A 23216-nucleotide genomic window follows, 5' to 3' on the forward strand; every position below is an offset into this window, starting at 1 on the left:
GGAGTAGAACAATTTCTAGTTTCTCAGAGACAGACTTTGGACTTCTTTTGGACATAATAAAACTCCCTTTATAGTTTCTAGTGAAAATTTTTGTTTTTTCACTGTCCACTATAAGGGGAGTATATCAGTGTGAACCATGAAGTGTTGTTCTGCTGTATTGTAGCTGGTTCTTAACGTTTTGAGAATTTCGCTATTGAAAACAAAGAATTCTTAACCCTTACAAATCCCGTTATATCAACATTTACAAAAATGAAACTTCCATGAAAATGGACTAAAATCCACTGATTTGGATAAAATTGACACCAATTAACACCATAAAATAGACTAGTCAACCACTTCATTTGAGGTGGTTTTTACTTTGATTTTACAAAAGAAAATGCAAAATCTTTAATTCAAAATTGTCACCAACTTTCAATTTGATTGACCTCTTTCTTTTTATACTAGTTAACTCTAATCATGCTAACTTCTGTAAAAGTAGTCATCTTCTTTATATTGGATTAGAGATTGGCCTAATACTAACCTAGGCCTCATATAATTTGAAGAATCCTCAAATTCGGAAAAATCAGAAATTTTATGTCCCGCCTGCAATAAAAACATGTTACGCCTATCACCAAACTTTCCTCTAATATATAGAATAGGTAAACTCTCATTAACAGCTTTTCCAGTCACCAGCAATTTAGAGTTGTTAACTATTGTTTAAATTTATCTTTTAATAAATCATAAAGTGTTCGAAAATCATTTGGAATTGATGATTTTTTAATACTATGTACTTTCTTTATAGCATCTAGAAGTTTATTAACATCAGAAAAGTATTCTTTTACAAAGTCACTTTTTTACGGATTCTAAATTTATTTTATTTGCATGTCAGGTATCCATACGTTACAATTTATAAAAGCTAAACTCACTTTTGAGTTCCGAGCAGTTGTTGTTTGCTGATTCCGTGGCCAAAGGGATGGCATCATGAATCACCATATCTTATCACTGTTACTCAACATTCACGCTAATACTCACAATCTCCTTTGTCTGAGAGTTGAAAATCACAGAATAGGCATATACTTCGCCTTTTTCATGGAGACTGGTTTTAAGTGCAGAAACACTTACAATATTTTCAAAAGTTTCCTGCTGTTTTTCTTCGGAATCAAGTGATACAAATTCATTTTCCTTGATTTGTTTACCTACACTATAGGAAAAATCGCCTTCATCAAACGTTACATCGTACTCGCTGGAAATAATTTGATTTGCTGCTTTAATCACTTGCTTTTCCTCGTCAGAATAAGTTTCATTTTTCATTGAACATCCTGATAGCATACATAAGACCACAACTGCGGCAAACAATACGCTAAATATTCTCTTCATTCTTTTAACTCCTTTCATAATCCTGATACACTTTACGGAAAACAGCTTTTCGATAGGAAGCATCGATCCCAAAATAAATTCCCGTCTGCAATACAAGCAGCACAACTGTACACCAGAAAGCTACCGGAATATTTGAAACAATCGCAAATCGTTCGCTAATAAAAATTCCAATCCAAAGGTAAATCAGAGCAACAAGGAAAGGAACCAACAAAATCAAGGATGTTACCTTGCGCAATGCAGAAGATAACTCTTTCTTGGACAACCCGATTTTTACAATTCCTTTGTACTTTTTGCATTCTGCATCCAACTCCGAATATAGTCTGGAGTATATAAAGCTTGCAACTGCAAGAATAAACGTGAAGCACAGCATACTGCCGATATATAACGTCAGATTGTTCTGCAGCTGGCTGGTGCGATAGTAGCTGTACGCAGTTATCACATTTGCATCTCTGTTTTCAATACTGGTTTTCAATGAGTTTTCAACCGCTTCGGGACTATGACTATTCATTTCCCAGTTATCATAAACAAATGCTGTGATAGTCTTGCTGTCCATCTGTGGCTTCAAAGCATCAAAAACTGAATCATTTACAATGCAAACATTGGTTGTGAAACCGGACAGCATAATGGTTGCTTCTGTATATCCTTCTACAGACAGATCAAAACGATTTTCATCCATAAAGGACTGAATATCTGACGGAATCTTTTTGACGGTTTCTCCTGCATTTCCAGCAACGAGAAAAACGCCGTCTTCTGAAACTGTCACTGTTTCTCTACCGAGAAACTTCATTATGATGTTGTAATCACTTGCAGACATCATCGCAGAACGGGTTGGGTTAGCCTTATTGTACCAAAGGTTAAATACAGCTTTTTGATAACCGGGCAAGTCTTGCAGTTCCTTTTCAATCACAGCCACGTCGCCGGCAACATCTGCATTTTCTGTCCAGGCATTATAACTTATAGCATAGGGCATGATCTTCTCCGTTTCTGTTTTCACATTTGTCGACATGGAAAACAGGAGGATGATGGAAAAGAATGAAATAGCATACAATACAGCGGAAATTGTCATTGTCTGCGCATTTGCTCTCAGTTTTGCTTTTTTATCGCTGCTATAAAGCAAACGTCCTCTTGCATGACTTTTTTTTGAAAGGGCAAGGGCCATACGCATTCCATAGGCAAACATCAAATAAGTTCCAGTGATAATGGTAAAAACCAACACCAAAGCAGTCACACTGTTGTCCTGAATCTGTTTAGCCATCTGTGTCCCGCTTGTAAAAAGCCAAACCATAAAACCAAATAAAACTAAAAATACAATAAGAAGGGGTAACAGTTTCTGTGGCTTTTCACCGGTTACTTCGGTTTTTAATAAACGTACCACCTCTTTCTTGCGAATCAGCCTTGGCGTAAAAAAAGCAATCGCTAAAAAGACAATTCCCAAGACAATAACAGTAGTAATGATTGCCTGAACAGGGAAATAGAAAGTAAAGTCGGATACGCCGATAACTTTATTTGCAATGTCCAAAAAGAATTTTGAAAACACAAATCCCAGCAAAATCCCCGTTACGATAGATGCAAATCCAACAATCATGTTTTCCAGAAACACAAGTTTGTTAACCTGCTTTTTTGATGCGCCCAAAATAGTGATCAAACCGAACTGGCGACTTCGAGCCTTCAGAAAACATCCCACAGAGTATGAAATAAAGCAAACGGAAAATCCAATGGAAATAAGCTCGCCTACTATAAGGATCAACCCCATGGTGCTGTCTCGGTCAATGATACTCATGGCCGGGTGAAACGACAGCACTGTGAACAGGAAAAATACAAATACAGAAAACACGCAGTTCACGAAGTAATAAATATAGTTTCTTCTGTCACGGCTGATATTGTTGCGGGCAAAGTCAAATAAGGTCATGCGGTTCACCTCCCAAAAGACTCATAGCATCCACAATCTCCTGTTGAAAAGTCCTTCGATTTCCATCGGAGACAATTTCCTGGTATAACTGTCCGTCTTTGATAATCAGGACGCGCTTGCAATAGCTCGCCACAAAAGAATCGTGCGTTACCATCAGGATAGTGGCATTTTTCGTTTCGTTGAGCATCCGGAATAATTCCATAACATCTTTCGTAGCCTTGGAATCGAGATTTCCGGTAGGTTCGTCTGCCAGAAGCAAAGACGGATTGGTTACAACGGCACGGGCAACCGCGGTACGCTGTGCCTGCCCTCCGGATATTTCAAAAGTGCGTTTGGAAAGGAGAGGCTCAATTCCTAAAAGTGCAGCAACCTCCGCGGTGCGCTTTTTAATCTCAGGAACAGGAACACCTTCCAATGTCAACGGCAGCATGATATTTTCGCCCACTGTCAAAGTATGCACCAAATTGAAGTCCTGAAATACAAAGCCCAAGGTATTCCGTCTAAAATGTGCCAGTTGGTCGTCATTCATTTCGTGGGGATCTTCACTATCAATGCAGACACTGCCGCTGGTAGGGTGATCGATGGTAGAAATCACATTTAAAAGAGTGCTTTTACCACTACCGGATGGTCCCATAATGGCGACAAATTCTCCTTTTTCAATACTAAAGTTAATATCATTCAAAGCGGTATATGGAACTTTTCCCTCATATACTTTACCAAGATGTTTTGTTGTTAAAATTGACATCTTTACAACCTCCTTCATTGTTCTGCATTTAGTATAGCTGATATCTCAAAAAATAAAAATCGAGAAAGATTACGGAACATGACAGTTTTGTAATCTTTCTCGAAATGCTATATTTCACTTTTTGCATGAAAATAAATAGTAAATGTACTTCCTTTTCCTAATTCTGACTGCACCATTATGGTATGTCCCAGATAATCCAGGCTTTGTTTTACCATATACAAGCCCAATCCGCTTGATTCTCCGCGCAGGCGTCCATTCTGTCCCGTAAAAAACAAATCAAAAATTCGATTGAAGTCACGAGGATCAATGCCACATCCTTCATCTTGGATACTCAATGAAGTACATTCTTCTGATCTGTCAGCACGGACGGTAATTTTCTTTCCTTCATCACTATATTTGATAGCATTGGTTAAGAGTTGGTACAACACGAAACGAAGCCATTTGGAATCGCTGTACACCACCAAATCATCTGCAATCTCAAGTTTTGGAAAAATTCCTTTTGTAATAAATGAGCTTTTTAACTCGTTGATACAATCTTTACACATACTGTGCAAATTCACTTTTTCGGAATGAAAATCATTTTTTATTGCATCAAGTTTATACATATTCAAAACCTGATCCAAATCATATTGTATTTGCGCCGCTGATTGTGTTATTTTACGAAAATCCGAATCGCCTTTTTTGTTTTCTGAAACCAGACGGATCACGGATAAAGGCATTTTTAATTGATGCACCCAGCGATAAATCATGATCTTACTCTGCTTTTGCTTGTCCTCCATACGAGCTAACCGGTTTAAATATAACCTGTGCTGTTCCTCAACTAACTTCCGATAGTGCTGTTCCTCGCGGCCTTTGGGTTCGCTGATTAGAAAATCCTCCAAGGTCTTGTTTTCATTACAAAGGATTTCATAAAAATCCCATGTGGAATATAGCCGGTAAAGCAAGAAGCACAATAAAATAAACAGAGATAAAAATACATAATACCACCATGTTCCTCCGGGATTTCCACTAATTAAAGTCAAATAAACAATCATAATGGAAACCGGCGCTGCTAAAAAAAGAAGAATTACCCATAGGTGATCCAAAACAAAACATTTTAAATGTTTTGCAAGTTTTTTATTTTTCATGACGTGAATCTCCTATGCGATAACCAACGCCTCTGACGGTTTTAACAGCAAGGGTGGAGCCAATGCGCTCTAATCGTTTGCGAATCCGGCTGATTGTCACATTCAAGGTGTTTTCTTCTACAAAACTCTCATCATCCCAAATTTCATTCAGCAGTTCCTCACGGCTTACAATATTCGGATAATTCTGAAACATCACCCGGATCACACCTGCTTCTGTTTTGGATAGTTCCGTCATATGTCCATGACAAGACAATGTTAATTTGCTTTTTGAAAAAATACAATCTTCACATTGTAATTCATCTGCGTTGAAACTTGAATACTCTCCATATGTGCGGCGGAGGACGGCGGAAATTTTTGCTGTGACCACTTCAAAAGAAAATGGCTTTGTAATATAATCATCCCCTCCGTTCATAATGGCATGAACTTGATCGGAGTCTGTATTTCTGGCAGAAAGAAGTATAATCGGACAAGGACTGATACTTCTGATCTTATTACACCAATAGAAACCGTTATAGACAGGAAGATTGATGTCCAGCAAAACCAGATGGGGATTTTCCAGCTTGAATTCCTCAATTACATTTTTTAAATCTTTACAGCAATAGACTAAAAAACCGAACCGTTGTAAATGGTCTGAGAGAAGTCCGGCAATATCATGGTCATCTTCTATAATCATAATTTTATAATCCATATTTATCTCCTTTTCCCGTCTAAAAATTTAACAACGAAATAACCGTACCCGCCAACCAAAGAAGAAATAACACGATAGGCACTGCTTTATATTTGAGAATAATTGCGATATACTCTCTGATAAACGCATTCGGCCAATAATAAAAAGCTGTTTTGCACCCAACACCATCCGCTTTTAATCCAACCTGTTTTGCATATGTCCCAGTTCGAAAAACATGATAATCATTTGTTACAAAAATCACACGGTACTGGGACATCATCTGATCCATAATTTTTTTTGAGAACATCATGTTCTCAAGAGTTGTGGTGGACTGATCTTCCATGATAATGTTATGCTCAGAGATTCCTTTTTCCAGAAGATAATTTTTCATGGCTTCGGCTTCAGATATATTTTCATCACTGCCCTGGCCGCCTGAAACTATAATTTTTGCTTTTCTCCCGGAACTCTCAAATACCTCAATTCCCTTATTCAATCTTCCAGCCAGCAGAGGGGAGACCCTTTCGCCGTTAAGCAGCCCAGCACCATGTACGATAATAAAATCACAGTTTTTGTTTTTCGGCAAAAGGTGGTAGAGCTGTGAGTAAATGAAGAGTGCTGAAAAAGTAAAAATAACATACATCGCGATGAGGGCAATCAATACAACCATTGACATCGTAATAGTCGATAAATTTTTAGCTGAAATCGTTACTGCCACAGCAACGAATGCGCCCCAAATTCCAACTCCAAACGCAATAGATAAACTGTGTACCAAACTGAAACGTTCTCTTTTTATTGCAATCACTCCTGCATAGATAAAGACAAAGGAAATAAACAGTAAAATCAACGGGATGACTGTATACAGAACTATATTAAGTAAAGTATTAACTATTGTCCCATTTGTAGCATAAGCCACTGCAACAAATAGCGATGCTAAGCTCAATGCAAGAAAGATTGAATTTCTGAAAGCACGTTTTTCCCTCAAAAATGAACCTATAAATATAGCCGTAAAAGCCCCAAATATAATCCAATATATCATTTTCTATTCCTCCGAATGCCAATTACATTTATATCGCTGATCAAGGGGCTTCTGTGTTTGTTTGGGTATTAGCCAAATACGATTTAAATGCACTACACCTTTGATACGGTTTTCTTTACAAAGTTTCTGCACTCGTCGATCTGACAAGCCCCATAGTTTTGCTGCGTCTTGTACAGTCATATACTCGAACATTGCCGTCCTCCTTAATCCATCTACTTATATTATAGACGTTTAGCCGAATAATATCAAGTTTTTTAGTAAGATACAATACCGGCAAGCAACTTTATTATGCGAGCAATCTTCGCGAGCAGGTTTTGCGCGGTTCGCAAAACATCGGTTCGTTAGAACCGACTGCAAGGAAAAAAGAAAGCATCGAGCTTTCTTTTTGGGCTGCAAGCCTACGTGTTTAGCGTGAGTAAACTATCGTTACTCACGCTAAACACGTATCTCATCAAAAATGAGATTATCTCAATAATAACATCAGTAGAATAAATAAAAATAGGCAGAAAATATCGAAATCTCCTGCCCTTTACTTATTCCACTGACTTCTTTACTATTCCACTTTTTGAGAAAAAATGGATGGTTATATTCGTCCATAAACATAAACTAAGCGGCAGTTTTAAGTTAGCCATCTTTTACGACTGAATCGGTTACTTTACTGGCTCATCTTTCATAGAAAAATGGATTTCTCTATGAACCAACAAGTCAAGTTTTCATGGTTTTCTTTAGTATTCCAACATTACTGAAAATATGGATTATTCTAAAAGTCCATATCGCAAATCAAAGTGGGCTACTCTAATACACCATTATTTCTATCATAATGGACCTCTATTCAAATCCACTTTTTAAGAAAACTTAGACTTCTTTACTATTCCACATTTAGCGATAAAATGGGAAACTCTACTTAACCATCTTTTAGCTAGTAATGGACTAGTTTCACTATCAATTGATTCGTTAAGGTAATGGATTTTTGAAAAGTCATCTTTTACCTTTTTAAGTTATACTATTTCCTTTCTACAGAATTGGCATGTCGAATACTTTTCAGCTTCTTATCTATTCACAGAAAAATATTTCTGTGTTTTTTTGATTTTGAAAATGTGGCATAGTAATATCGTAAAAATTGAATGACTAGAGCTAAACACTATCTGGTGTTTTTTCAACATCAGATAGACAGGAGGAAATAGTGCGATTTCATATTCGTAAGGTTCAATTATTTCAAAAATAATGACTCAGTTATTCAACTAACAAAATATAGAAAGGAGTTTTTAGGCCGTAGGTCTAGATAAAGTAACAAAGATATAGTCACAATCAAATTGAAATATTATTAAATAAATTCTGCATCATAAAGGAGGAAATATTACTGAGTCCATAGTTATAATCCAGTTTTACGAATAGCGAAACCAAAGCAAGAAATCGTTCAAATCGAAAAAATACAAAAAATAAACGTTATAAAGCGTTTCAATTATTCAAGCTCTAGAATCCAAATTGAGCATTGGAGTAGTCTTCTCCAATCAAAAAAACATAAAGAACACCTGCCGCAGCAGGAAGACACTGTTTTCGGAAGTATCGCGTTAATCGAAAACACCTCAACCATTGGTACAAAAAAGAAAGGAGTCAGTTATGACTAAAAATAAAAAAAGACGATCACGTTCAGATCGTAGAAAAATGAAAAAACATGCGATAGAAAAACAAAACAAAGCGCTAAAAACACCAGAAGGCCGACTTCAGTTTGTCAATTCTCAAGGAGTTTCAAGTTTAAAGAAACGATTCAAAAAAGGAAAAGGCATTAAGCGTAAAGAGGCCAAAGAAACAGGAGATGACATTGAGTTAATCCACACTCATCGTACACTCCATAACTATTCGGGTTCATGGCATTGTTTTGCAAAATGGGTTTCAATTCACATTTCACCAGAACAGTTAATGGTATTAGGTAATGTTGAAAAAGATACGGAAGGTTGGATAGAACTTATCAATCAATACTTACAATATTGTATAGAGATTGGTTTAAGTCCATATACACAAGCTACCTACAAAGCAGCATTGGCCAAAGTTCTCGGAGTTTCCTCAACTAATTTCATCGCTACACAACCACGTACACGTGCAAATCGCATGAACAATCGTGTATTACATATAGACTATCGTTTATCCAACAAAAATAACGACTACTGGCATAAAGTAGTTGTCGCAACAGGCTTACGTAAAAGTGAACTGATCCATGTCACTGGTGATGCTATGCAACGTGGCCGTGATGGTCGTTGGTATTTAAATTTAGACGGCCGTAAACATCACACAAAAGGACGCAGAGATCGCTGGTCTCCAATCATGGCTACTAGTCAAGAGGAGGAAGAGTGGTTAGTCGCTATTTTCCAACGAGCAGGAGAAAAGAGAGTGTTTCATGTTCCCAAAGATTTAAGTCTCGACGATTTTGATGGAAAGAAAGTTCCCACTGCATTAAAGCCACATAAGTATCGTGCTGAGTATACAGAGCGTGTTTATCGCAGTGTAGCACGCGAAATTTCCAAGATTAGAAATCGTAAAGAAGTTATCCATCTGCGTAAAGAGTTAGTTGGCATCTCACTCGACAGAAAAGCTTGTAAAATTGTGACAAAGGCTCTGGGACACAATAGACCAGAGGAATTTCCTCGTTCCTACGCTTATATTTTATTGAAACGCTAGGTAACATTGCACATTTTTCAAAAATCTATCCTCAATTCATTACACATGTGGCATAACACTTGTATCTAGAAAATGAAAGGAATTCTATATGTTACCTCAAAATAATTCTCCTCTTCTGTTAAATAGACAACAAGCAGCGGAACTACTTGGAATAGATCCTAAATCATTTGATAAGTACATCAGAAGCCACCCAGACTTTCAATACTTTATGGTGGGAAAACAAGAGCGCTATTTGAAGTCAAAACTGATTAAATTTATTGAAAGCCACTGCGATTGACGGATAATGATTGATAAAATTAGATTTTTCATATATCCTATATGTGACTAGTCTATTTTATCAATCATTTTTTATAGAAAGGCTGATAAAATGGCAACAATAACAAAACGTAGTAACTCTTACCGTGCAACTGTATCACTTTATAAGAAAGGAGAATATAAACGAGAAACCAAAACCTTTAGCAACAGAAAGATGCTGAGCTTTGGACATTAGAAATGGAACTTAAAAAAGGTCGTGGCAAGAACATTGCCGAACGATCCACCCTATTTCCTGATTTTTATAGAAATTGGGTCCATACGGTCAAGAAAAATGACGTTCGCGAAGCCACCTTTATAAACTATAAACGAACTCTCGTAGTAGTTGATGACCTTTTGGATGGTATTCAACTTAAACACCTTGACGATCTCGTCACGCAAAAGAAATCGACCAATATGCTGAAACCCACTCTAAAAAAACAGTAAAAGAACTTGTTCTTAAAATCCGTGGTTCATTGAAATATGCGTATGCTCGTGGTTTGATTAGCAATGACTTTGGTCATCTTTTAAAAGCAAAAGGGCAAGAACAAGCTAAACGAAATATTCCACTATCTATCACAGAATTTAAAAAACTCAGACAATACTGCCTAAGTCATACAGAGGATGAATTTAATGTTCTTGTTGTTCTCGCCCTTGAGACAGGAGCAAGACATGGAGAACTTTTAGGAATTAAAAAAGAAGATATTTTTGAATATGGTATCAAAATTCTTCGATCAATTAGTCCAACTAATGACGATACCCAGCTTAAAACCAAACATTCTAAGCGTGATATTTCCATCAACGAAGATGTTTATCAAGCTGTGACAAAACTTGCACAAACAAAAGAAGGCTATATCTTTGATTGGAATGGATTCAAGCAAGCTGGTCAACTTCAAAAGCTGTTAAAACAGTTGGGATTAACAAAAACGACATTTCATGGACTTCGTGACACGCATGCCTCATTTCTCTTTTCAAAAGATATTAGCCTAGACTATATTTCTCGTCGTCTAGGTCATAACTCAATCTTAACAACACAACAGTATTATCTAGAATTGATGCCAGAAAAAAAGCACCAGCAAGATGCCGATGCTTTAAGTCTCTTAAACGACTTATCACTATAATTAACACCAACTGACACCAAAAAGGTGCCACAATCGTTGGTATAATAAGGTTTTGATTAACGTTTTGAGAACTGGCTAGCTTTACGTGCTTTCTTAAGACCCGGTTTCTTACGTTCAACCATACGAGCGTCACGTGTAAGAAGACCTGCGCGTTTCAATGAATCGCGGAAATCTGGGTCAACTTGAAGCAATGCACGCGCGATACCGTGACGGATCGCACCTGATTGGCCACCGTAACCACCACCGTTCACGTTGACGAAAACATCGTATGAACCTTGGGTTGAAGTAACTGCGAATGGCTGGTTGATAACCAAACGAAGGTCAGCGTGTGGGATGTACTCTTCTACATCTTTTTTGTTTACTGTGATTTTACCAGTACCTGGGACCAAACGTACGCGTGCAACCGCGTTTTTGCGACGACCAGTACCTGTGTATTGTGCTTGTGCCATTTAGATTACGTCCTTTCCCTTAGATAAGACCTGAAATATCAAGTACTTCTGGTTGTTGTGCAGCGTGAGTGTGCTCGCCACCTACAAACACTTTCAGTTTCATGCCTTGTGCACGACCAAGAGTGTTGTGTGGAAGCATACCCTTAACTGATTTTTCAATCAAACGAACAGCGTTCTTAGAACGAAGTTCACCTGCAGTGATAGATTTCAAACCACCTGGGTGCAATGAGTGAGTGTAGTATACTTTATCAGTTGCTTTTTTACCAGTCAATTTCACTTTCTCAGCGTTGATAACGATAACGAAGTCACCAGTATCAGTGTGAGGTGTGAAAGTTGGTTTGTTTTTACCGCGAAGAACGCTAGCAACTACTGCTGAAAGGCGTCCAAGAGGTACATCAGTAGCGTCTACTACATACCATTTACGTTCAACTTGGCCTGGTTTAGCCATAAATGTTGTTTTGTTCATGATTTCTCCTATACGAATCGTTTTTGTTTACTGGGCGGATGTTCCGGTCCGCGGGTATTTGGAAGGTTCCGGGGCCTTTCAAATGGGGTAAACAATACCGTCTACCATTTTATCAAATCTACTAGTCTCCGTCAAGCTATTTTACTTTACTTTTTTTATTTTTTGAAAGATAGCAGAGCTGCTGAGAATGAAAGCCTTATCCGGTTTACTTTTCCTACTGCCCTAGCTGTCCAGGCAAGACCAGCTTCTCCTTATAAGGGAAGGTTTTATCAAATTCTTCCAAGACCAATTCATCCACTGTGTAACCCGGCGGATCTGTAAACCACCAGTCTCGGTCATCTAAAGCTTCTGGTTGGAACAACTTGACCAAGAAATAACCAGCTTCTGGGTCCGCCTGATAGCGAATGCCGACCTCCTTACCCTTGACAAAACCAAATCGACTGTAGTAATCAGGAAAACCTGTAATGGCCACCATGACTGCTCCGCTATTTTCCGCTAAAGCCAACGAATGCTTTAACAGTGCCTGACCGTAACCTCGGCCTTGCTGATCTGGCGAGATGCTAAAGGGACCAAAGGTCAGACTGGGCAGGCGAGCGCCGTCTGCCGTGATCTCCGACGCGACATAGAGGATATGCCCCGCCAGCTGACCGTCGGCTTCCGCGACAAGATTGAGGTCTTTTATGACGTGTTTTTGCTTTCGTAATTGATGCACAATCAGATGCTCCGTCGCACTCAGATAATAGTCCTTCAGTTTACTTTTAGTACAAGGCAACGAGTTGCAGACAGTACTGGAATACGGCAAAACGAGTTAACGATGTAATAAAAGATAAACTGACGGACGAAAGACATTCCAAAAAACCTCCCGTGTTGGCTCCTCAACTTGGCGGTAATCTCTTTCTTCTTCTCTTCTGATGATTAGTGACATCTTATCTCCTTTTGATTGTCCTATTCTGCAATATGTCGCTGCCACACAAAAAGGAATACATCTTTGCAAGAAATATCCCTTAGAATCTAGGCTCTCATTTCTGTCCCAATTGATAAAATAGCTAGGACTCCTGTCCCTGTATGAGTGGCAATAACTGGTCCTAATTCTGTCAATAGAACATCAGAAACACGGTCGTCTTCCAATAAACTAGATTTGACGCCCTCTGCCGCCTCAATATCACCCGTATAAGCAACCATGACTGTAGAATGATCCAAGTTGTCCAAGGTCAGGTTCAACATTTCTTTGATTCCTTTTTTACGACCACGGATTTTAGCAATAGGCACAAGTTTCCCTTCTACATCTAGTGAAAGCAGAGGTTTGATATTCACTAAGCCACCAATAAGGCCTGCTGTTTTCGATAAGCGACCACCACGCACCAGGTGGTTAAGGTCATCGACCAAGAGGTAGGTCCGTAAGCGCGGTACCAAATCTTCTACGATTGCCTTAGTTTCTGCCAAAGTCTTACCCTCAGCACGCGCCTCAACGGCCTTCATGACCAAGTAGCCTTCTCCAATGGTCGCTGCCTTAGTATCAACGATGGTGATGACTGCTTCTGGATATCGATCCATAACCATATCTCGTGCAATGACTGCACTCTGGTAGGTCCCTGAAAGAGCTGCTGAGAAAGCGAGATAAAGCACCTCTTGACCTTCCTTGGCTGCCGCCTCAAAAACTTCTTCAAACTGACCAACATTGACCTGACTGGTTGTAGGTTGACTGCCAGAAGCCATTTTCTCCAGCAAATCTGCTGAGGTCAAACGGTTTTCACCGACTGTATCATAGGTTATGCCGTCTAGGTTAATGGTCAAACCAAGCACGGTCACATCGTTTTCTTGGACCCAGCTGATTGGCAAATCCGATGTCGAATCGGTTACGATTATAAATGTCACTCTTTCATTTCCTCCATCATTCCTTTTAAGGCTTGAAAATTCCCATCTGACCAGGGATTGAGCCGTGGGGTGTAGAGCTCTACCTGGTCCACAAACTTGTCCAAGTCCTTTTTGATGACCCTGGTTCTTTCCTCCAACTCACGCGCCGAAACCCGTAAAGCCCCTTGTGAAAAGACCACCCATTGTTCGTTGAGGTCGCTGGTTGCGACGGAAACCTGCTTGCGACGGTCACTATTGAGCTGGGCACTGAGTCGTTCGATATAACTATCTGCCGTCTCTTCCTCCTCTGTAAAAATGACCGATACCTTGTATTCATCATACTGCTGGCGAAGACCTGGCACATGGTGGGCATCAAAGACACAAATCACCTCGATCTGTTCAAAGGCTGCGTAGTGAGACAAGGTTCGAAGCAAGGTCGTTCTGGCCACATCCAAGTCTCCCTTTTTAAAATCTTGCTTGGTGGCCTGCCAAAAGGCAATCATGTTGTAGCCATCTACAATGAGAACTTTTTCTTTCATTTAGATTTTCTTCCGAAATACTTCATACATCAGCACAGCTGCTGCTACGCTGGCGTTAAGAGATTGGACATGACCCTTCATAGGAATGGTAATCATCTCATCCACCTGCTTTTTGATATTACTGGAAATCCCTTTACCTTCATTGCCAATAATAAGTGCTAGTTTGCCAGCTGTATTCCACTTGTGGCTTGGGGTTCCGTTCATATCCGTTCCAAATACCCAGAAACCAGCTTCCTTGAGCTTATCGAGGGTTTGGCTAAGATTGGTCACTCGGGCGATTGGGACATGGGCCACCGCACCTGTGGAAGTCTTTGCCACAACAGGCGTCACGCCAACTGCTCGGTGCTTGGGAATGATGATGCCTGCTACCTGAGTGGCATCTGCGGTCCGCAAAATCGAGCCGAAGTTGTGGGGGTCTGTCAGCCCGTCCAAGATGAGAATGAGAGGATTATCTTCCTGCTCTGCCTTTTCCAAAATCACCGATAGGTCCGCATAGGCGAACTCGGAGACCCGTAGGACAAAGCCTTGGTGGACGGCACCTTCTGTCATGTCGGACAGGGTCTTCTTCGGCGTCCAAGAAATCGACACCTTCTTCTCTGCCGCCAGGGCCTTGATTTTTTCTACATTTTTTCCGCGCAAATCATCCTGAATGTAGAGTTTGTTGCCGGTGTTGGCCTCCAAACTCTCCACTACAGCATGTACGCCATATACGATATCATTTTGTTCCATGGTATTATTATAGCATAGGTTGACTGAAAATAGGCACTCACTATATCACAGCTGAAAAACTTGACCTCCTTACCAAACCATGGTATTCTGTTATCTATCATTTGTCCGTACAAACGGACGCAAAAAGGAGAACGTATGACACTTATTTTGGGAACTGTGGCAGGGCTGATTGCCTTTGCTATTGGTGGTTTGTGGTATGGTTTGATTTTCCGTGATGCTTGGATTGAAGCCTCTGGCATTGACATGGCCAAGGTAGAAGCTGACCGTCAAGCTGGGAAAAATGGCCAGAAGGAAATGATGATTTCCTTGGCGATTGAAGTGCTGACTGCTGTTGTGGCGATTTTCTTCATCAAAACCCTTGATGTTTCACCACTCCACGCAGCTGGTGGCATGGGTGTGATTGCAGTCCTTGCTTCATTGAAAAACTACGTCTTTGAACAACGCCCTCTTAAACTCATCCTCATCAACGAAAGCTACAAACTGGTCTGCTACTTGGTAGTCGGAATCATTGCCTTGTTTGTATAAATCAACAGTCAGGGGAGTGACTGTTGATTCTTTATGGTACAATAAAAGGAAGACTAAGACCAAAGGAGCCTCCATGTCCCTCTCCCTCCGCACCATCAAACTGATATTTGCCACCGTGTTGGCTATTTACCTAGCGACCGCTCTGGGCTTGTCCTATGCGACAGCTGCCGGCATCATCGCCATTCTCAGCGTCCTCGACACCCGCAAGTCCAGCTTCAAAATGGCTCGCAACCGCCTCTTCTCTACCCTCCTGGCCCTGACCATAGCCGTCCTGACCTTCGCCCTCTTTGGCTTTGGCATCTGGACCCTAGGCATTTACCTGGTACTCTACGTCCCCCTGGCCTACAGATTCAACTGGGAGGCTGGCATCGCCCCCTCGACCGTCCTCGTCACCCACCTCTTACTAGAGCAAGATATTTCTCTGATTTTTTTAGGAAATGAGCTGGCGCTTTTTCTGATTGGGGCAGGACTGGCACTCTTGTTTAACCTCTATATGCCCTCGCAAGAAAAGAAAATCGAGGCCTACCACGACCAAGTCGAAGACCTGCTCAAGCAGATTCTCCTTCGCTTTGAAGCCTTTCTGCTAAATGGCGACGGACGAAACGAGGCAGAATTGATTACGCAGCTAGATAAGACCTTGGACGAGGCCCTCAAAGTCGTCTATCTAGACCGCCACAACCAGCTCTTCCAACAGACCAACTACCAGGTCCATTACTTTGAAATGCGAGCTGCACAAAACAAAATCCTGCGGACCATGGCAGGAAACATCAACAAGTGTTTACTGGAAGGCAGAGAAAATCTCATCCTGTCCAGCCTCTTCGAGCGAGCAGCCCAGCAACTAAGCAGAGAAAACTCCGCCAAGGAACTGCTCCTGGACATCGAGCTCTTCCATGCCACCTTCCGCGAGCGACCTCTGCCGCAAACCCGAGAAGAATTTGAAACCCGAGCCACCCTCTTTCAGCTCCTACACGATATGGAAGCCTTTATTCGCCTCAAGGTTGACTTTTATGAGGTTTATAAAGATGAAGATGAGGGTAGTGAAAAAGGAAATTAAAATGAATCGCAATTTTTACTTCTATCTTTCAAAATTGATGTGCCTCTGTAAATAAATATCTATGACTACTATATTATACGGAGGGACCATGACTATTATTACTTATGCACTGATTCTCGGTATTTCAACAAGTATCGATTATTTCCTAATTTTATTCCTTTTATTTTCACAGGCAAAAAAACCAGGTGAAAGACGCACAATCTATTTTGGACAACTACTTGCTAGTTTTATACTCATTCTCTTAAGTTCGACCCTTAGCCAAGTTGCCAATGTTTTTCTAGCTGACTGGATCCTTGGTCTGCTCGGCTTCGTCCCTATTCTACTAGGGGTTAGAATCCTTTTTGAAAACGAAGCAGAGACAGAGATTCCTGATAGCAAAATCGGACTACTATCTATCATTTTTATTTCATTAGCATCGGGAGTAGATAATTTAGGAATATTCACACCCTATTTTACAACTTTAAGTACCTTAGAAACGCTCTTAACTGCTGGCCTGATCTTGCTAGAGACAGTCGCCATTTGCTACCTAGCAGAAAAATTTGGGAGTCTCCATAGCATTTCTGAATTCATAGAAAAATATGAAAAAATGATTCTTCCAACCATTTTTATCATATTAGGAATCTACATTTTATTCGAATTCGGAACAATGACCTACCTACTGCAAATACTAACATAAGAAAAAGAACCGTCAGTTTAAACCGACGGTTCTTCTATTTTCCCATGAAATTCATCCAATACTTGGTTATGCAAATGCACGAAAGATATACCCATCATGACCGTATTCCCTGCGACTGCAATGATAAATTCCTCCTTGGAGGACACCTTCCCTAGCCAAAAACCGCCAGATTTTCATCTGACGGTCAGGTGTTTTATGAACAAATTATAAAAGATTAAACAATGGCTTGATCTGTTTCATCATCAAAGAAATGAGCTTTGTTGAGGTTGAAGGTCAAGCGAACCTTGTCTCCTGGATTGTGGTAATCACGCGCATCTACACGAGATACAAATTCTGTATTTCCTACTTTAGAGTAGAGCATGGTTTCCGCACCAAGAAGCTCTGAAACGACAACTTCTGCTTCCACGATAGAAGATGGATAAGTGTCCAACTCCAATTGTGAAGCCTTAATGTCTTCTGGACGGATACCCAATGTAAATGATTTACCGTTGTAACCTTTTTCTTCCAAGTGCTTGCGACGACCTTCTGGAAGATCTACTTTGAAACCATCTCCAACAAGCACACCCTCTTGAAGAGTCACTGTAAAGAAGTTCATTGCAGGACTACCGATGAAGCTGGCAACAAATTTGTTTACAGGTTTATTGTAAAGCTCTTCTGGGCTACCAATTTGTTCGATACGACCGATTGTACCTGTACCTGCTTCATTCTTAGTCGCAGACATAATAACAATACGGTCAGCCAAGGTCATGGCTTCTGTTTGGTCATGCGTTACGTAGATCGTTGTTGCACCAATACGACGGTGGATTTTAGCAATCTCTGTACGCATGGATACACGCAATTTGGCATCCAAGTTTGACAAAGGCTCATCCATCAAGAATACTTTTGCATCACGGACAATAGCACGACCCATGGCAACACGTTGGCGTTGACCACCAGAAAGGTCAGCAGGTTTACGTTGCAAGAATTCTGTCAAACCAAGAATTTGTGCAGCTTCTTCTACACGTTTTTTGATTTCATCCTTGCTGTATTTACGCAATTTCAAACCGAAAGCCATGTTGTCAAATACAGTCATGTGTGGGTAAAGGGCATAGTTCTGGAATACCATGGCAATATCACGGTCTTTTGGTGCCACATCGTTCATCAACACGCCGTCGATGTAAGCTTCACCTTCTGTAATATCTTCCAATCCAGCAATCATACGAAGAGTAGTTGATTTACCGCATCCTGAAGGACCTACGAAAACAATAAACTCTTTATCTTTAATATCTAGATTAAAGTTTTCAACGGAATAGTGCTCGCTATTTGGATATTTTTTATAAATATTTTTTAAATTAAGTTGAACCATGTTCAAGCCTCACTTTCTTTGATAGTTTCATTGTAAATGAAAGCGTTTTATTTTTCTAGGTCAAGGTGAACAAAAAGAACACAATCTTTTGTACAAGTTGCACAAAAGACTGTGTTACTGAAATAGTCTACTTTTCAAAAATTCGATGAGCCCTTTGGTATTTTCAGGAGAAAAAGGGACGAAGCGATGGGGGGCATTCTCAAAGGCTACAACGCTCTTCTCATCATTAGCTCCTATTAGATACTTAAATCCATGATAACCATGTAGCAAACTGCCAAATCCGTCAAGTCCTTGAGCTGTAATCCCGTCCAATCAAACCATTTGTCCAAGCGATACTGCAACGTATTTCGATGGATATAGAGAGACTGGGCCGCCTTGGTTATGACCGCACCTTCTTGCCAAAGAGCTACAATTTCCTTTTCTAGCTGCTGGTGGGCAATCAAACTAGCAAGTCCTTCTCTCAAAACGGGGTGGAGTTGACCTGCCCAAAGATAGAGCTGACCGAAGGTAAGCAACCGTGATTGATGGTGGCTGCTTCGCCAATGGTGAAAAAGGGATTGTTCAGCTTCGATTAATTGTGGCCAAGAGTGTACCAATTTAGCCGGCCAGATTTGACCTAAAAACAATGTAATTCTCAGACCAAAATCGAACTCCATGGTAGCAAGGGTATCACGCAGTATTTCTTTGACATCAAAAAGAGGTGCCTGATGTAGAATGAACAGGTAATCCTGTCCATTGCCTGTATAGTAGCCTTGGAGATTGGGGAGGAGTTTGGCCATCATATCAAGCCAGGCTACCTTTCCATCTTCATCGGATACATGGCCTACATGAGCATGAATAACCTGTAGCTTTTCCAAGTTTTGCGGAAGAGGACCTCCCCCTTGGAAATAGCGTCCCCAAGGATGACCTTGTTCTGCGCTCGAGTCATTCATCAGCAAGTCAATCAGTTCGATTTCTCGATCTGTCAAATCCTTGCGTTCAACGGAAAACCAAGTATGATCAGCCAGAGGCAACTGGATACTTGCTGCGTTTTCTGTCTTTTCAAATACAAGCCTTCCTTTTGGAAATAGGTGCTGCAATTCTTCCCTTTTGCTCATCTCGCCTCCATCTCATTCTGTCTGTAATTGACCGATTTTCTGTCGGTAATTTTTGGGAGATTCCCCACAAATGCGTTTAAAAATCTTATAGAAGTAGCCCACATTCGTGTAACCAACTTGAAAACAAATTTCTTCGATTCCCAACTGACTGTTCAAGAGAAGCTGCTGTGCTACCTTGATTCGCTGATGATTGAGCAATTCTGCAAAAGTATGCCCGGTCTCTTTTTTGATAAGTTGACCTAGGTAAACCGTATTTAGGTAGAGATGAGCACTCATATCTTTCAAAGACAATTCCTCTGCAAAGCGTTCACGAACAATCGTAACAACTTCCTGTACATGAGGACTGTAAGTGGAACTCTCGGAAAATTTTTTCAGATAATGACAAAAATACTCCATTAGTTGATGTAAATCTCGACTAGCTTCTACCTTTACATAGAAATCTTCCAAGCGCTGATGGTCTTCTTCATTAAAATAGTAAAACACATCCGACATCATCTGATTAAAAAATTGTTTTGTTAGGTAGACTGCCGGAGTGGTTTCTCGCAATTTATCAGCCAAATGTGGTAAAACATCAACGATTTTTGCCAATCTTCCTGCACGTAGAAGCGGTTCCATATCTTTATAGAGTTCTGTGGTAGTAGCCGTTAGGTCTTCTGATAGTTGCCTATAAAATAAGCGCCTCTCTACCTTATCAATCAACTGCCGTATGGTCATCGTCGGGGTAACTTCTTCTGTATATAGACTACCCTCTGGTCGACTTTCTGTCAACTGAAAATAGTAGACTTGATGTAAAATATTTTTTTCACGACAGTAGCCCATTGGGTTTGGTGTCTCTTTAGCGGCAAACCATGTTTTCTGGGAGTGACTTAATAACTCACTCGCTGTCAGGGTTCCTGCCAAAAAGCCCTTGGTATATTCCCTATCTGTCTCTTTCTTCAGCGTTGGTAGCTGTTGGAGCAGCTTAGCCAGTTCTTGTTTATTGATGGGCTTAAGGAGGTAATCCATTGCCCCGAGGGAGATAGCTTTACGGGCATATTCGAATTCTTGAAAGCCTGACATGATGATAATGTGGGTATCAGGCGATTGTTCTTTCATTCGTCGAACCATTTCTAGGCCTGTCATATCTGGCATGCTGACATCGGTTAGAACAAGGTCCACAGTATGCTGTGAAAAATAATCCAGCGCTTCTTCGGCGTTCTCTGCCGTATAAACAATCTCGACATTGTATTCATGATAAGGGAGAAGATGCTTCATCCCTTCCAAAATCATATATTCGTCATCAACTACTAACATCTTATGCATCATGCTCATCTCCTCGGGGGAAGACACCTTCAAATAAGATTGAATAGGTCACCCCTTCCCCTTCTTTAGAATCTAATTCTATCTGGTAACGGTCTCCAAAATAGAGAAGTAACCGCTCGTGAACGTTTCGTAATCCGATTGATTGTGACCGATTTTCTTGCGACAGTTCTCGACTTGCCAAGAGGTGTTTGTTGGCTTCCAGGGTTTCTGCGTCCATTCCCTTACCATTATCTCTGATGAGAATTTCCATATCCTGTCCATGCTTGAGAGCTTTGACACTAAGCGCATTGTCTTTTCGTTTGAGGTCTACTCCATGGACAAAATAATTTTCTACCAAAGGCTGGATTACAAAACGAGGAATTTCAACTCTTTCGCACCCAGGATCCATTTGATAGGCATAGGCAATGGAACGAGGATAGCGGATTTGACAAATGTAGCTATGTTTTTCGCAAAATGAAAGTTCTTCTGCCACCGTTGTCATTTTTGCCTGTGTCACACTACTGCGAAGCAAGCTTGAAAATTCATAAATCATATCCCCTAGCTCATCCATCTGCTTGCTGACTGCATACATACGGAAAAATTCCAAGGTATTGTAGAGAAAATGGGGGTTAATTTGGGCTTGTAAGGCTCGCATATTGGCATCTTTCTGAGCTAACTGCAAGCGATAGATGTCTTGAATACTCTGGTCCATAGCATCCAGCATCTGATTGATTTCTGATGAAATGAGATACATTTCCTGCTCTTTATTGTCCGTCTGTAGACGAAGATGCCTGTCCTCGCCACGAATCTGTTGCATGGTATCAACAATGTCCAGTACTTGGACTTCATATCGTTTAAACACCCTTCTCAGGACCAGTAGTAAAAGAGCAACGAGGCAACTACTTCCTAGAAAAATGATTCCGACTAGGCTGCCAACTTTTTCAATAGCATGTTGCTGGTCAACTCCAACTGCAATTTGCAAATCCCCACTCATTCGATAGGAGAGCGGAGGCGAGGCAACATCTGGTCGTAAGCTATAAAATTCCCGATCCAGAGAATCTTGAACTCTAACGGTCATGGGGAGATCCGTCTTACGTTGGATATATTGCTTCAGTAAATCCGCATCGATGGTGACATAGATGGTCGCAATACCTTCTGTTGTCGACGGAGAAAATAAGGTCATCGAGATACTATGTTGCGGAGCCTTGTAATTTTCGGCCGTGACCTTTTTACCAGACTTTAAGTCAGAGGTAGAAACAAAGACAGTATTTGCATCCATCGGAGCAATATCGACTCCTTCTACGAAGGGATAATAGAGATAAAGAGTGCGAACAGAATCCTGCAAGGAAATCCGTTTGACCATCAGGTGAGGGTGACTCAGTAACCAGACCTGGTACTGAGAAGGAGATAATTGAAAATAGTGATAAAGACTGTCTAGACGATCCCTGTCCGTAATGTAGTCTGCTAGATAATTCCCAACCCGTCCTTGATAATAATCCAACTCCTCTTTTAGACCATCTGCTACTTCCTGTTGAATGCGGATACGATTGGTGTCATACTGATACCAGCTGATGTAGGAAAGAATACTGGCAAAGAAAATGACAATCCCAATCACTAATAAAGAATAACTTTTCAAAAGAGTATGAATTAAAACTTTTTTCATAAGTAATCCTTGTCAACTTGCTTGTACACTGGATCAAAGGCATCATAGAGAAACAAGAGCCATAGGACCGGTAGGAAGAAGAATAAAATCAAGGGAAGTTTGAATAGCAAGAACCCACAGACGAGACTGCCTAACAAAAATTTGACCAGGGCTTTCCAATCAAGAAAAAGCGAGACAGCTGCCAACTGTAAGCCTGTTTTTAGACTAAATTCAAAATGTACTTGAAGTTTTAAAAAGAGAGCATAGAGCGCAAAAACATAGAAAAGACCAAAAGCATTTGTAATAAGAACTGCTGGCATCCACCAGGTCTGGGGCAATTGAATCAAGAGCCAAATGCCGCTAAATAAAAGACCAATCAATAAGAGGACAAGACCGAGGCCAAGGTTAAGCCGAATAAAATGCTCTTTAAAATAGCCAAACGCCTCTCGAAAATTGTACTTAGATGCATCCATATGATAGTTATCGTAGAGGTAAAGTATCGTTCCATTTGCTGGTGAAATGCCCAGCACTACGCCTCCTAGCAATAGAAGAACCAAATAGATGGCACTCAATTTCATGAGGAAGAAAAGAAGAGTAAAAAGCCTGTCTAACCACCCTAACATTGTATATT

23 protein-coding genes and 1 pseudogene are annotated in these 23216 nt (G+C 40.5%); 6 read left to right on the forward strand and 18 right to left on the reverse strand.

Annotated features, from left to right (window positions below; translation table 11 throughout):
- Positions 1–984: 984 nt before the first annotated feature.
- From ODU34_RS08125 to ODU34_RS08155, 7 genes are all read right to left on the reverse strand, one after another.
- Positions 985–1356, reverse strand: coding sequence for a hypothetical protein (locus ODU34_RS08125; RefSeq protein ID WP_024390393.1), 372 nt, complete (start codon positions 1354–1356; stop codon positions 985–987).
- A gap of 4 nt (positions 1357–1360) precedes the next feature.
- Positions 1361–3265: an FtsX-like permease family protein gene (locus tag ODU34_RS08130; RefSeq protein WP_024416728.1), complete on the reverse strand. Its 1905-nt coding sequence runs from the start codon at positions 3263–3265 to the stop codon at positions 1361–1363.
- A complete protein-coding gene (locus ODU34_RS08135) occupies positions 3252–4004 on the reverse strand; it encodes an ABC transporter ATP-binding protein (RefSeq protein ID WP_314733854.1) in 753 nt (250 codons plus the stop codon). The genes ODU34_RS08130 and ODU34_RS08135 overlap by 14 nt, the downstream gene beginning before the upstream one ends.
- A gap of 113 nt (positions 4005–4117) precedes the next feature.
- A complete protein-coding gene (locus ODU34_RS08140; protein ID WP_044761539.1) occupies positions 4118–5137 on the reverse strand; it encodes a HAMP domain-containing sensor histidine kinase in 1020 nt (339 codons plus the stop codon).
- On the reverse strand, positions 5127–5825 hold the full coding sequence (locus ODU34_RS08145) for a response regulator transcription factor (RefSeq protein ID WP_205015185.1): 699 nt from the start codon (positions 5823–5825) through the stop codon (positions 5127–5129). Before ODU34_RS08145 ends, ODU34_RS08140 begins: the two co-directional genes overlap by 11 nt.
- 19 nt (positions 5826–5844) lie before the next feature.
- Positions 5845–6840, reverse strand: coding sequence for a YdcF family protein (locus tag ODU34_RS08150; protein WP_044682367.1), 996 nt, complete (start codon positions 6838–6840; stop codon positions 5845–5847).
- A gap of 3 nt (positions 6841–6843) precedes the next feature.
- A complete protein-coding gene (locus ODU34_RS08155; RefSeq protein ID WP_024416724.1) occupies positions 6844–7032 on the reverse strand; it encodes a helix-turn-helix domain-containing protein in 189 nt (62 codons plus the stop codon).
- 1428 nt (positions 7033–8460) lie between these two features.
- Between ODU34_RS08155 and ODU34_RS08160 the strand changes: the two genes are divergently transcribed.
- The 3 genes and pseudogenes from ODU34_RS08160 to ODU34_RS08170 all read left to right on the forward strand — a co-directional run bounded on the left by ODU34_RS08160 (position 8461) and on the right by ODU34_RS08170 (position 10928).
- Positions 8461–9516, forward strand: a complete 1056-nt coding sequence (locus ODU34_RS08160; protein ID WP_398578444.1) for a hypothetical protein — start codon at positions 8461–8463, stop codon at positions 9514–9516.
- A gap of 88 nt (positions 9517–9604) precedes the next feature.
- Positions 9605–9793 (forward strand): helix-turn-helix domain-containing protein, encoded by a 189-nt coding sequence (locus ODU34_RS08165; protein ID WP_044759875.1) that lies wholly within the window; start codon positions 9605–9607, stop codon positions 9791–9793.
- A gap of 90 nt (positions 9794–9883) precedes the next feature.
- Positions 9884–10928 (forward strand): annotated as a pseudogene (locus ODU34_RS08170) (tyrosine-type recombinase/integrase).
- A gap of 56 nt (positions 10929–10984) precedes the next feature.
- Here the strand turns inward: ODU34_RS08170 and rpsI are convergent.
- The 6 genes from rpsI to rlmB all read right to left on the reverse strand — a co-directional run bounded on the left by rpsI (position 10985) and on the right by rlmB (position 14965).
- Positions 10985–11377 carry a 30S ribosomal protein S9 gene (gene rpsI / locus ODU34_RS08175; RefSeq protein WP_002942223.1) on the reverse strand — a complete coding sequence of 131 codons (393 nt, stop codon included), beginning with the start codon at positions 11375–11377 and terminating at the stop codon, positions 10985–10987.
- Positions 11378–11396: 19 nt separating this feature from the next.
- On the reverse strand, positions 11397–11843 hold the full coding sequence (rplM, locus tag ODU34_RS08180; protein ID WP_024381069.1) for a 50S ribosomal protein L13: 447 nt from the start codon (positions 11841–11843) through the stop codon (positions 11397–11399).
- A 214-nt stretch (positions 11844–12057) separates the two neighbouring features.
- Positions 12058–12555, reverse strand: coding sequence for a GNAT family N-acetyltransferase (locus ODU34_RS08185; RefSeq protein WP_161499132.1), 498 nt, complete (start codon positions 12553–12555; stop codon positions 12058–12060).
- 299 nt (positions 12556–12854) lie between these two features.
- Complete coding sequence (locus ODU34_RS08190) at positions 12855–13718, reverse strand: DegV family protein (protein WP_398578445.1); 864 nt, start codon at positions 13716–13718, stop codon at positions 12855–12857.
- Entirely contained in the window at positions 13715–14236 is a 522-nt protein-coding gene (locus tag ODU34_RS08195) for an NYN domain-containing protein (RefSeq protein ID WP_105248928.1), read from the reverse strand. Before ODU34_RS08195 ends, ODU34_RS08190 begins: the two co-directional genes overlap by 4 nt.
- On the reverse strand, positions 14237–14965 hold the full coding sequence (rlmB, locus tag ODU34_RS08200) for a 23S rRNA (guanosine(2251)-2'-O)-methyltransferase RlmB (protein ID WP_012027787.1): 729 nt from the start codon (positions 14963–14965) through the stop codon (positions 14237–14239).
- Positions 14966–15100: 135 nt separating this feature from the next.
- Between rlmB and ODU34_RS08205 the strand changes: the two genes are divergently transcribed.
- The 3 genes from ODU34_RS08205 (at position 15101) to ODU34_RS08215 (ending at position 17220) form a co-directional block, all read left to right on the forward strand.
- Positions 15101–15490 carry a DUF1761 domain-containing protein gene (locus ODU34_RS08205; RefSeq protein ID WP_398578446.1) on the forward strand — a complete coding sequence of 130 codons (390 nt, stop codon included), beginning with the start codon at positions 15101–15103 and terminating at the stop codon, positions 15488–15490.
- Positions 15491–15563: 73 nt separating this feature from the next.
- On the forward strand, positions 15564–16544 hold the full coding sequence (locus ODU34_RS08210) for an aromatic acid exporter family protein (RefSeq protein WP_398578447.1): 981 nt from the start codon (positions 15564–15566) through the stop codon (positions 16542–16544).
- Between the two features lie 88 nt (positions 16545–16632).
- The gene (locus tag ODU34_RS08215; RefSeq protein WP_105179558.1) at positions 16633–17220 is read left to right on the forward strand and encodes a cadmium resistance transporter; all 588 of its coding nucleotides are present in this window, start codon (positions 16633–16635) and stop codon (positions 17218–17220) included.
- A 214-nt stretch (positions 17221–17434) separates the two neighbouring features.
- Here the strand turns inward: ODU34_RS08215 and ODU34_RS08220 are convergent, their stop codons facing one another.
- The 5 genes from ODU34_RS08220 to ODU34_RS08240 form a co-directional block, all read right to left on the reverse strand.
- Complete coding sequence (locus tag ODU34_RS08220; protein ID WP_002938838.1) at positions 17435–18565, reverse strand: ABC transporter ATP-binding protein; 1131 nt, start codon at positions 18563–18565, stop codon at positions 17435–17437.
- A gap of 236 nt (positions 18566–18801) precedes the next feature.
- Entirely contained in the window at positions 18802–19662 is an 861-nt protein-coding gene (locus ODU34_RS08225) for a helix-turn-helix domain-containing protein (protein WP_105179557.1), read from the reverse strand.
- Between the two features lie 12 nt (positions 19663–19674).
- Positions 19675–20967 carry a response regulator transcription factor gene (locus ODU34_RS08230; RefSeq protein WP_192874287.1) on the reverse strand — a complete coding sequence of 431 codons (1293 nt, stop codon included), beginning with the start codon at positions 20965–20967 and terminating at the stop codon, positions 19675–19677.
- Positions 20957–22606 carry a sensor histidine kinase gene (locus ODU34_RS08235; protein ID WP_105179556.1) on the reverse strand — a complete coding sequence of 550 codons (1650 nt, stop codon included), beginning with the start codon at positions 22604–22606 and terminating at the stop codon, positions 20957–20959. The genes ODU34_RS08230 and ODU34_RS08235 overlap by 11 nt, the downstream gene beginning before the upstream one ends.
- A complete protein-coding gene (locus tag ODU34_RS08240; protein WP_044681292.1) occupies positions 22603–23208 on the reverse strand; it encodes a DUF624 domain-containing protein in 606 nt (201 codons plus the stop codon). The genes ODU34_RS08235 and ODU34_RS08240 overlap by 4 nt, the downstream gene beginning before the upstream one ends.
- Between the last annotated feature and the right edge of the window lie 8 nt (positions 23209–23216).

It is taken from the genome of Streptococcus sp. 2018WUSS126, assembly GCF_044427425.1.
In the GTDB taxonomy this organism is placed as follows: Bacteria; Bacillota; Bacilli; order Lactobacillales; family Streptococcaceae; genus Streptococcus; species Streptococcus hashimotonensis.

Coding starts and splice junctions, on each gene's coding strand:
- ODU34_RS08225 (WP_105179557.1), bottom strand. CDS start 19,662: ATGAGCAAAAGGGAAGAATTGCAGCACCTATTTCCAAAAGGAAGGCTT.
- rlmB (WP_012027787.1), bottom strand. CDS start 14,965: ATGGAACAAAATGATATCGTATATGGCGTACATGCTGTAGTGGAGAGT.
- ODU34_RS08235 (WP_105179556.1), bottom strand. CDS start 22,606: ATGAAAAAAGTTTTAATTCATACTCTTTTGAAAAGTTATTCTTTATTA.
- ODU34_RS08230 (WP_192874287.1), bottom strand. CDS start 20,967: ATGATGCATAAGATGTTAGTAGTTGATGACGAATATATGATTTTGGAA.
- ODU34_RS08205 (WP_398578446.1), top strand. CDS start 15,101: ATGACACTTATTTTGGGAACTGTGGCAGGGCTGATTGCCTTTGCTATT.
- ODU34_RS08145 (WP_205015185.1), bottom strand. CDS start 5,825: ATGGATTATAAAATTATGATTATAGAAGATGACCATGATATTGCCGGA.
- ODU34_RS08155 (WP_024416724.1), bottom strand. CDS start 7,032: ATGTTCGAGTATATGACTGTACAAGACGCAGCAAAACTATGGGGCTTG.
- ODU34_RS08240 (WP_044681292.1), bottom strand. CDS start 23,208: ATGTTAGGGTGGTTAGACAGGCTTTTTACTCTTCTTTTCTTCCTCATG.
- ODU34_RS08210 (WP_398578447.1), top strand. CDS start 15,564: ATGTCCCTCTCCCTCCGCACCATCAAACTGATATTTGCCACCGTGTTG.
- rpsI (WP_002942223.1), bottom strand. CDS start 11,377: ATGGCACAAGCACAATACACAGGTACTGGTCGTCGCAAAAACGCGGTT.
- ODU34_RS08140 (WP_044761539.1), bottom strand. CDS start 5,137: ATGAAAAATAAAAAACTTGCAAAACATTTAAAATGTTTTGTTTTGGAT.
- ODU34_RS08160 (WP_398578444.1), top strand. CDS start 8,461: ATGACTAAAAATAAAAAAAGACGATCACGTTCAGATCGTAGAAAAATG.
- ODU34_RS08150 (WP_044682367.1), bottom strand. CDS start 6,840: ATGATATATTGGATTATATTTGGGGCTTTTACGGCTATATTTATAGGT.
- ODU34_RS08165 (WP_044759875.1), top strand. CDS start 9,605: ATGTTACCTCAAAATAATTCTCCTCTTCTGTTAAATAGACAACAAGCA.
- ODU34_RS08220 (WP_002938838.1), bottom strand. CDS start 18,565: ATGGTTCAACTTAATTTAAAAAATATTTATAAAAAATATCCAAATAGC.
- ODU34_RS08125 (WP_024390393.1), bottom strand. CDS start 1,356: ATGAAGAGAATATTTAGCGTATTGTTTGCCGCAGTTGTGGTCTTATGT.
- ODU34_RS08195 (WP_105248928.1), bottom strand. CDS start 14,236: ATGAAAGAAAAAGTTCTCATTGTAGATGGCTACAACATGATTGCCTTT.
- rplM (WP_024381069.1), bottom strand. CDS start 11,843: ATGAACAAAACAACATTTATGGCTAAACCAGGCCAAGTTGAACGTAAA.
- ODU34_RS08130 (WP_024416728.1), bottom strand. CDS start 3,265: ATGACCTTATTTGACTTTGCCCGCAACAATATCAGCCGTGACAGAAGA.
- ODU34_RS08215 (WP_105179558.1), top strand. CDS start 16,633: ATGACTATTATTACTTATGCACTGATTCTCGGTATTTCAACAAGTATC.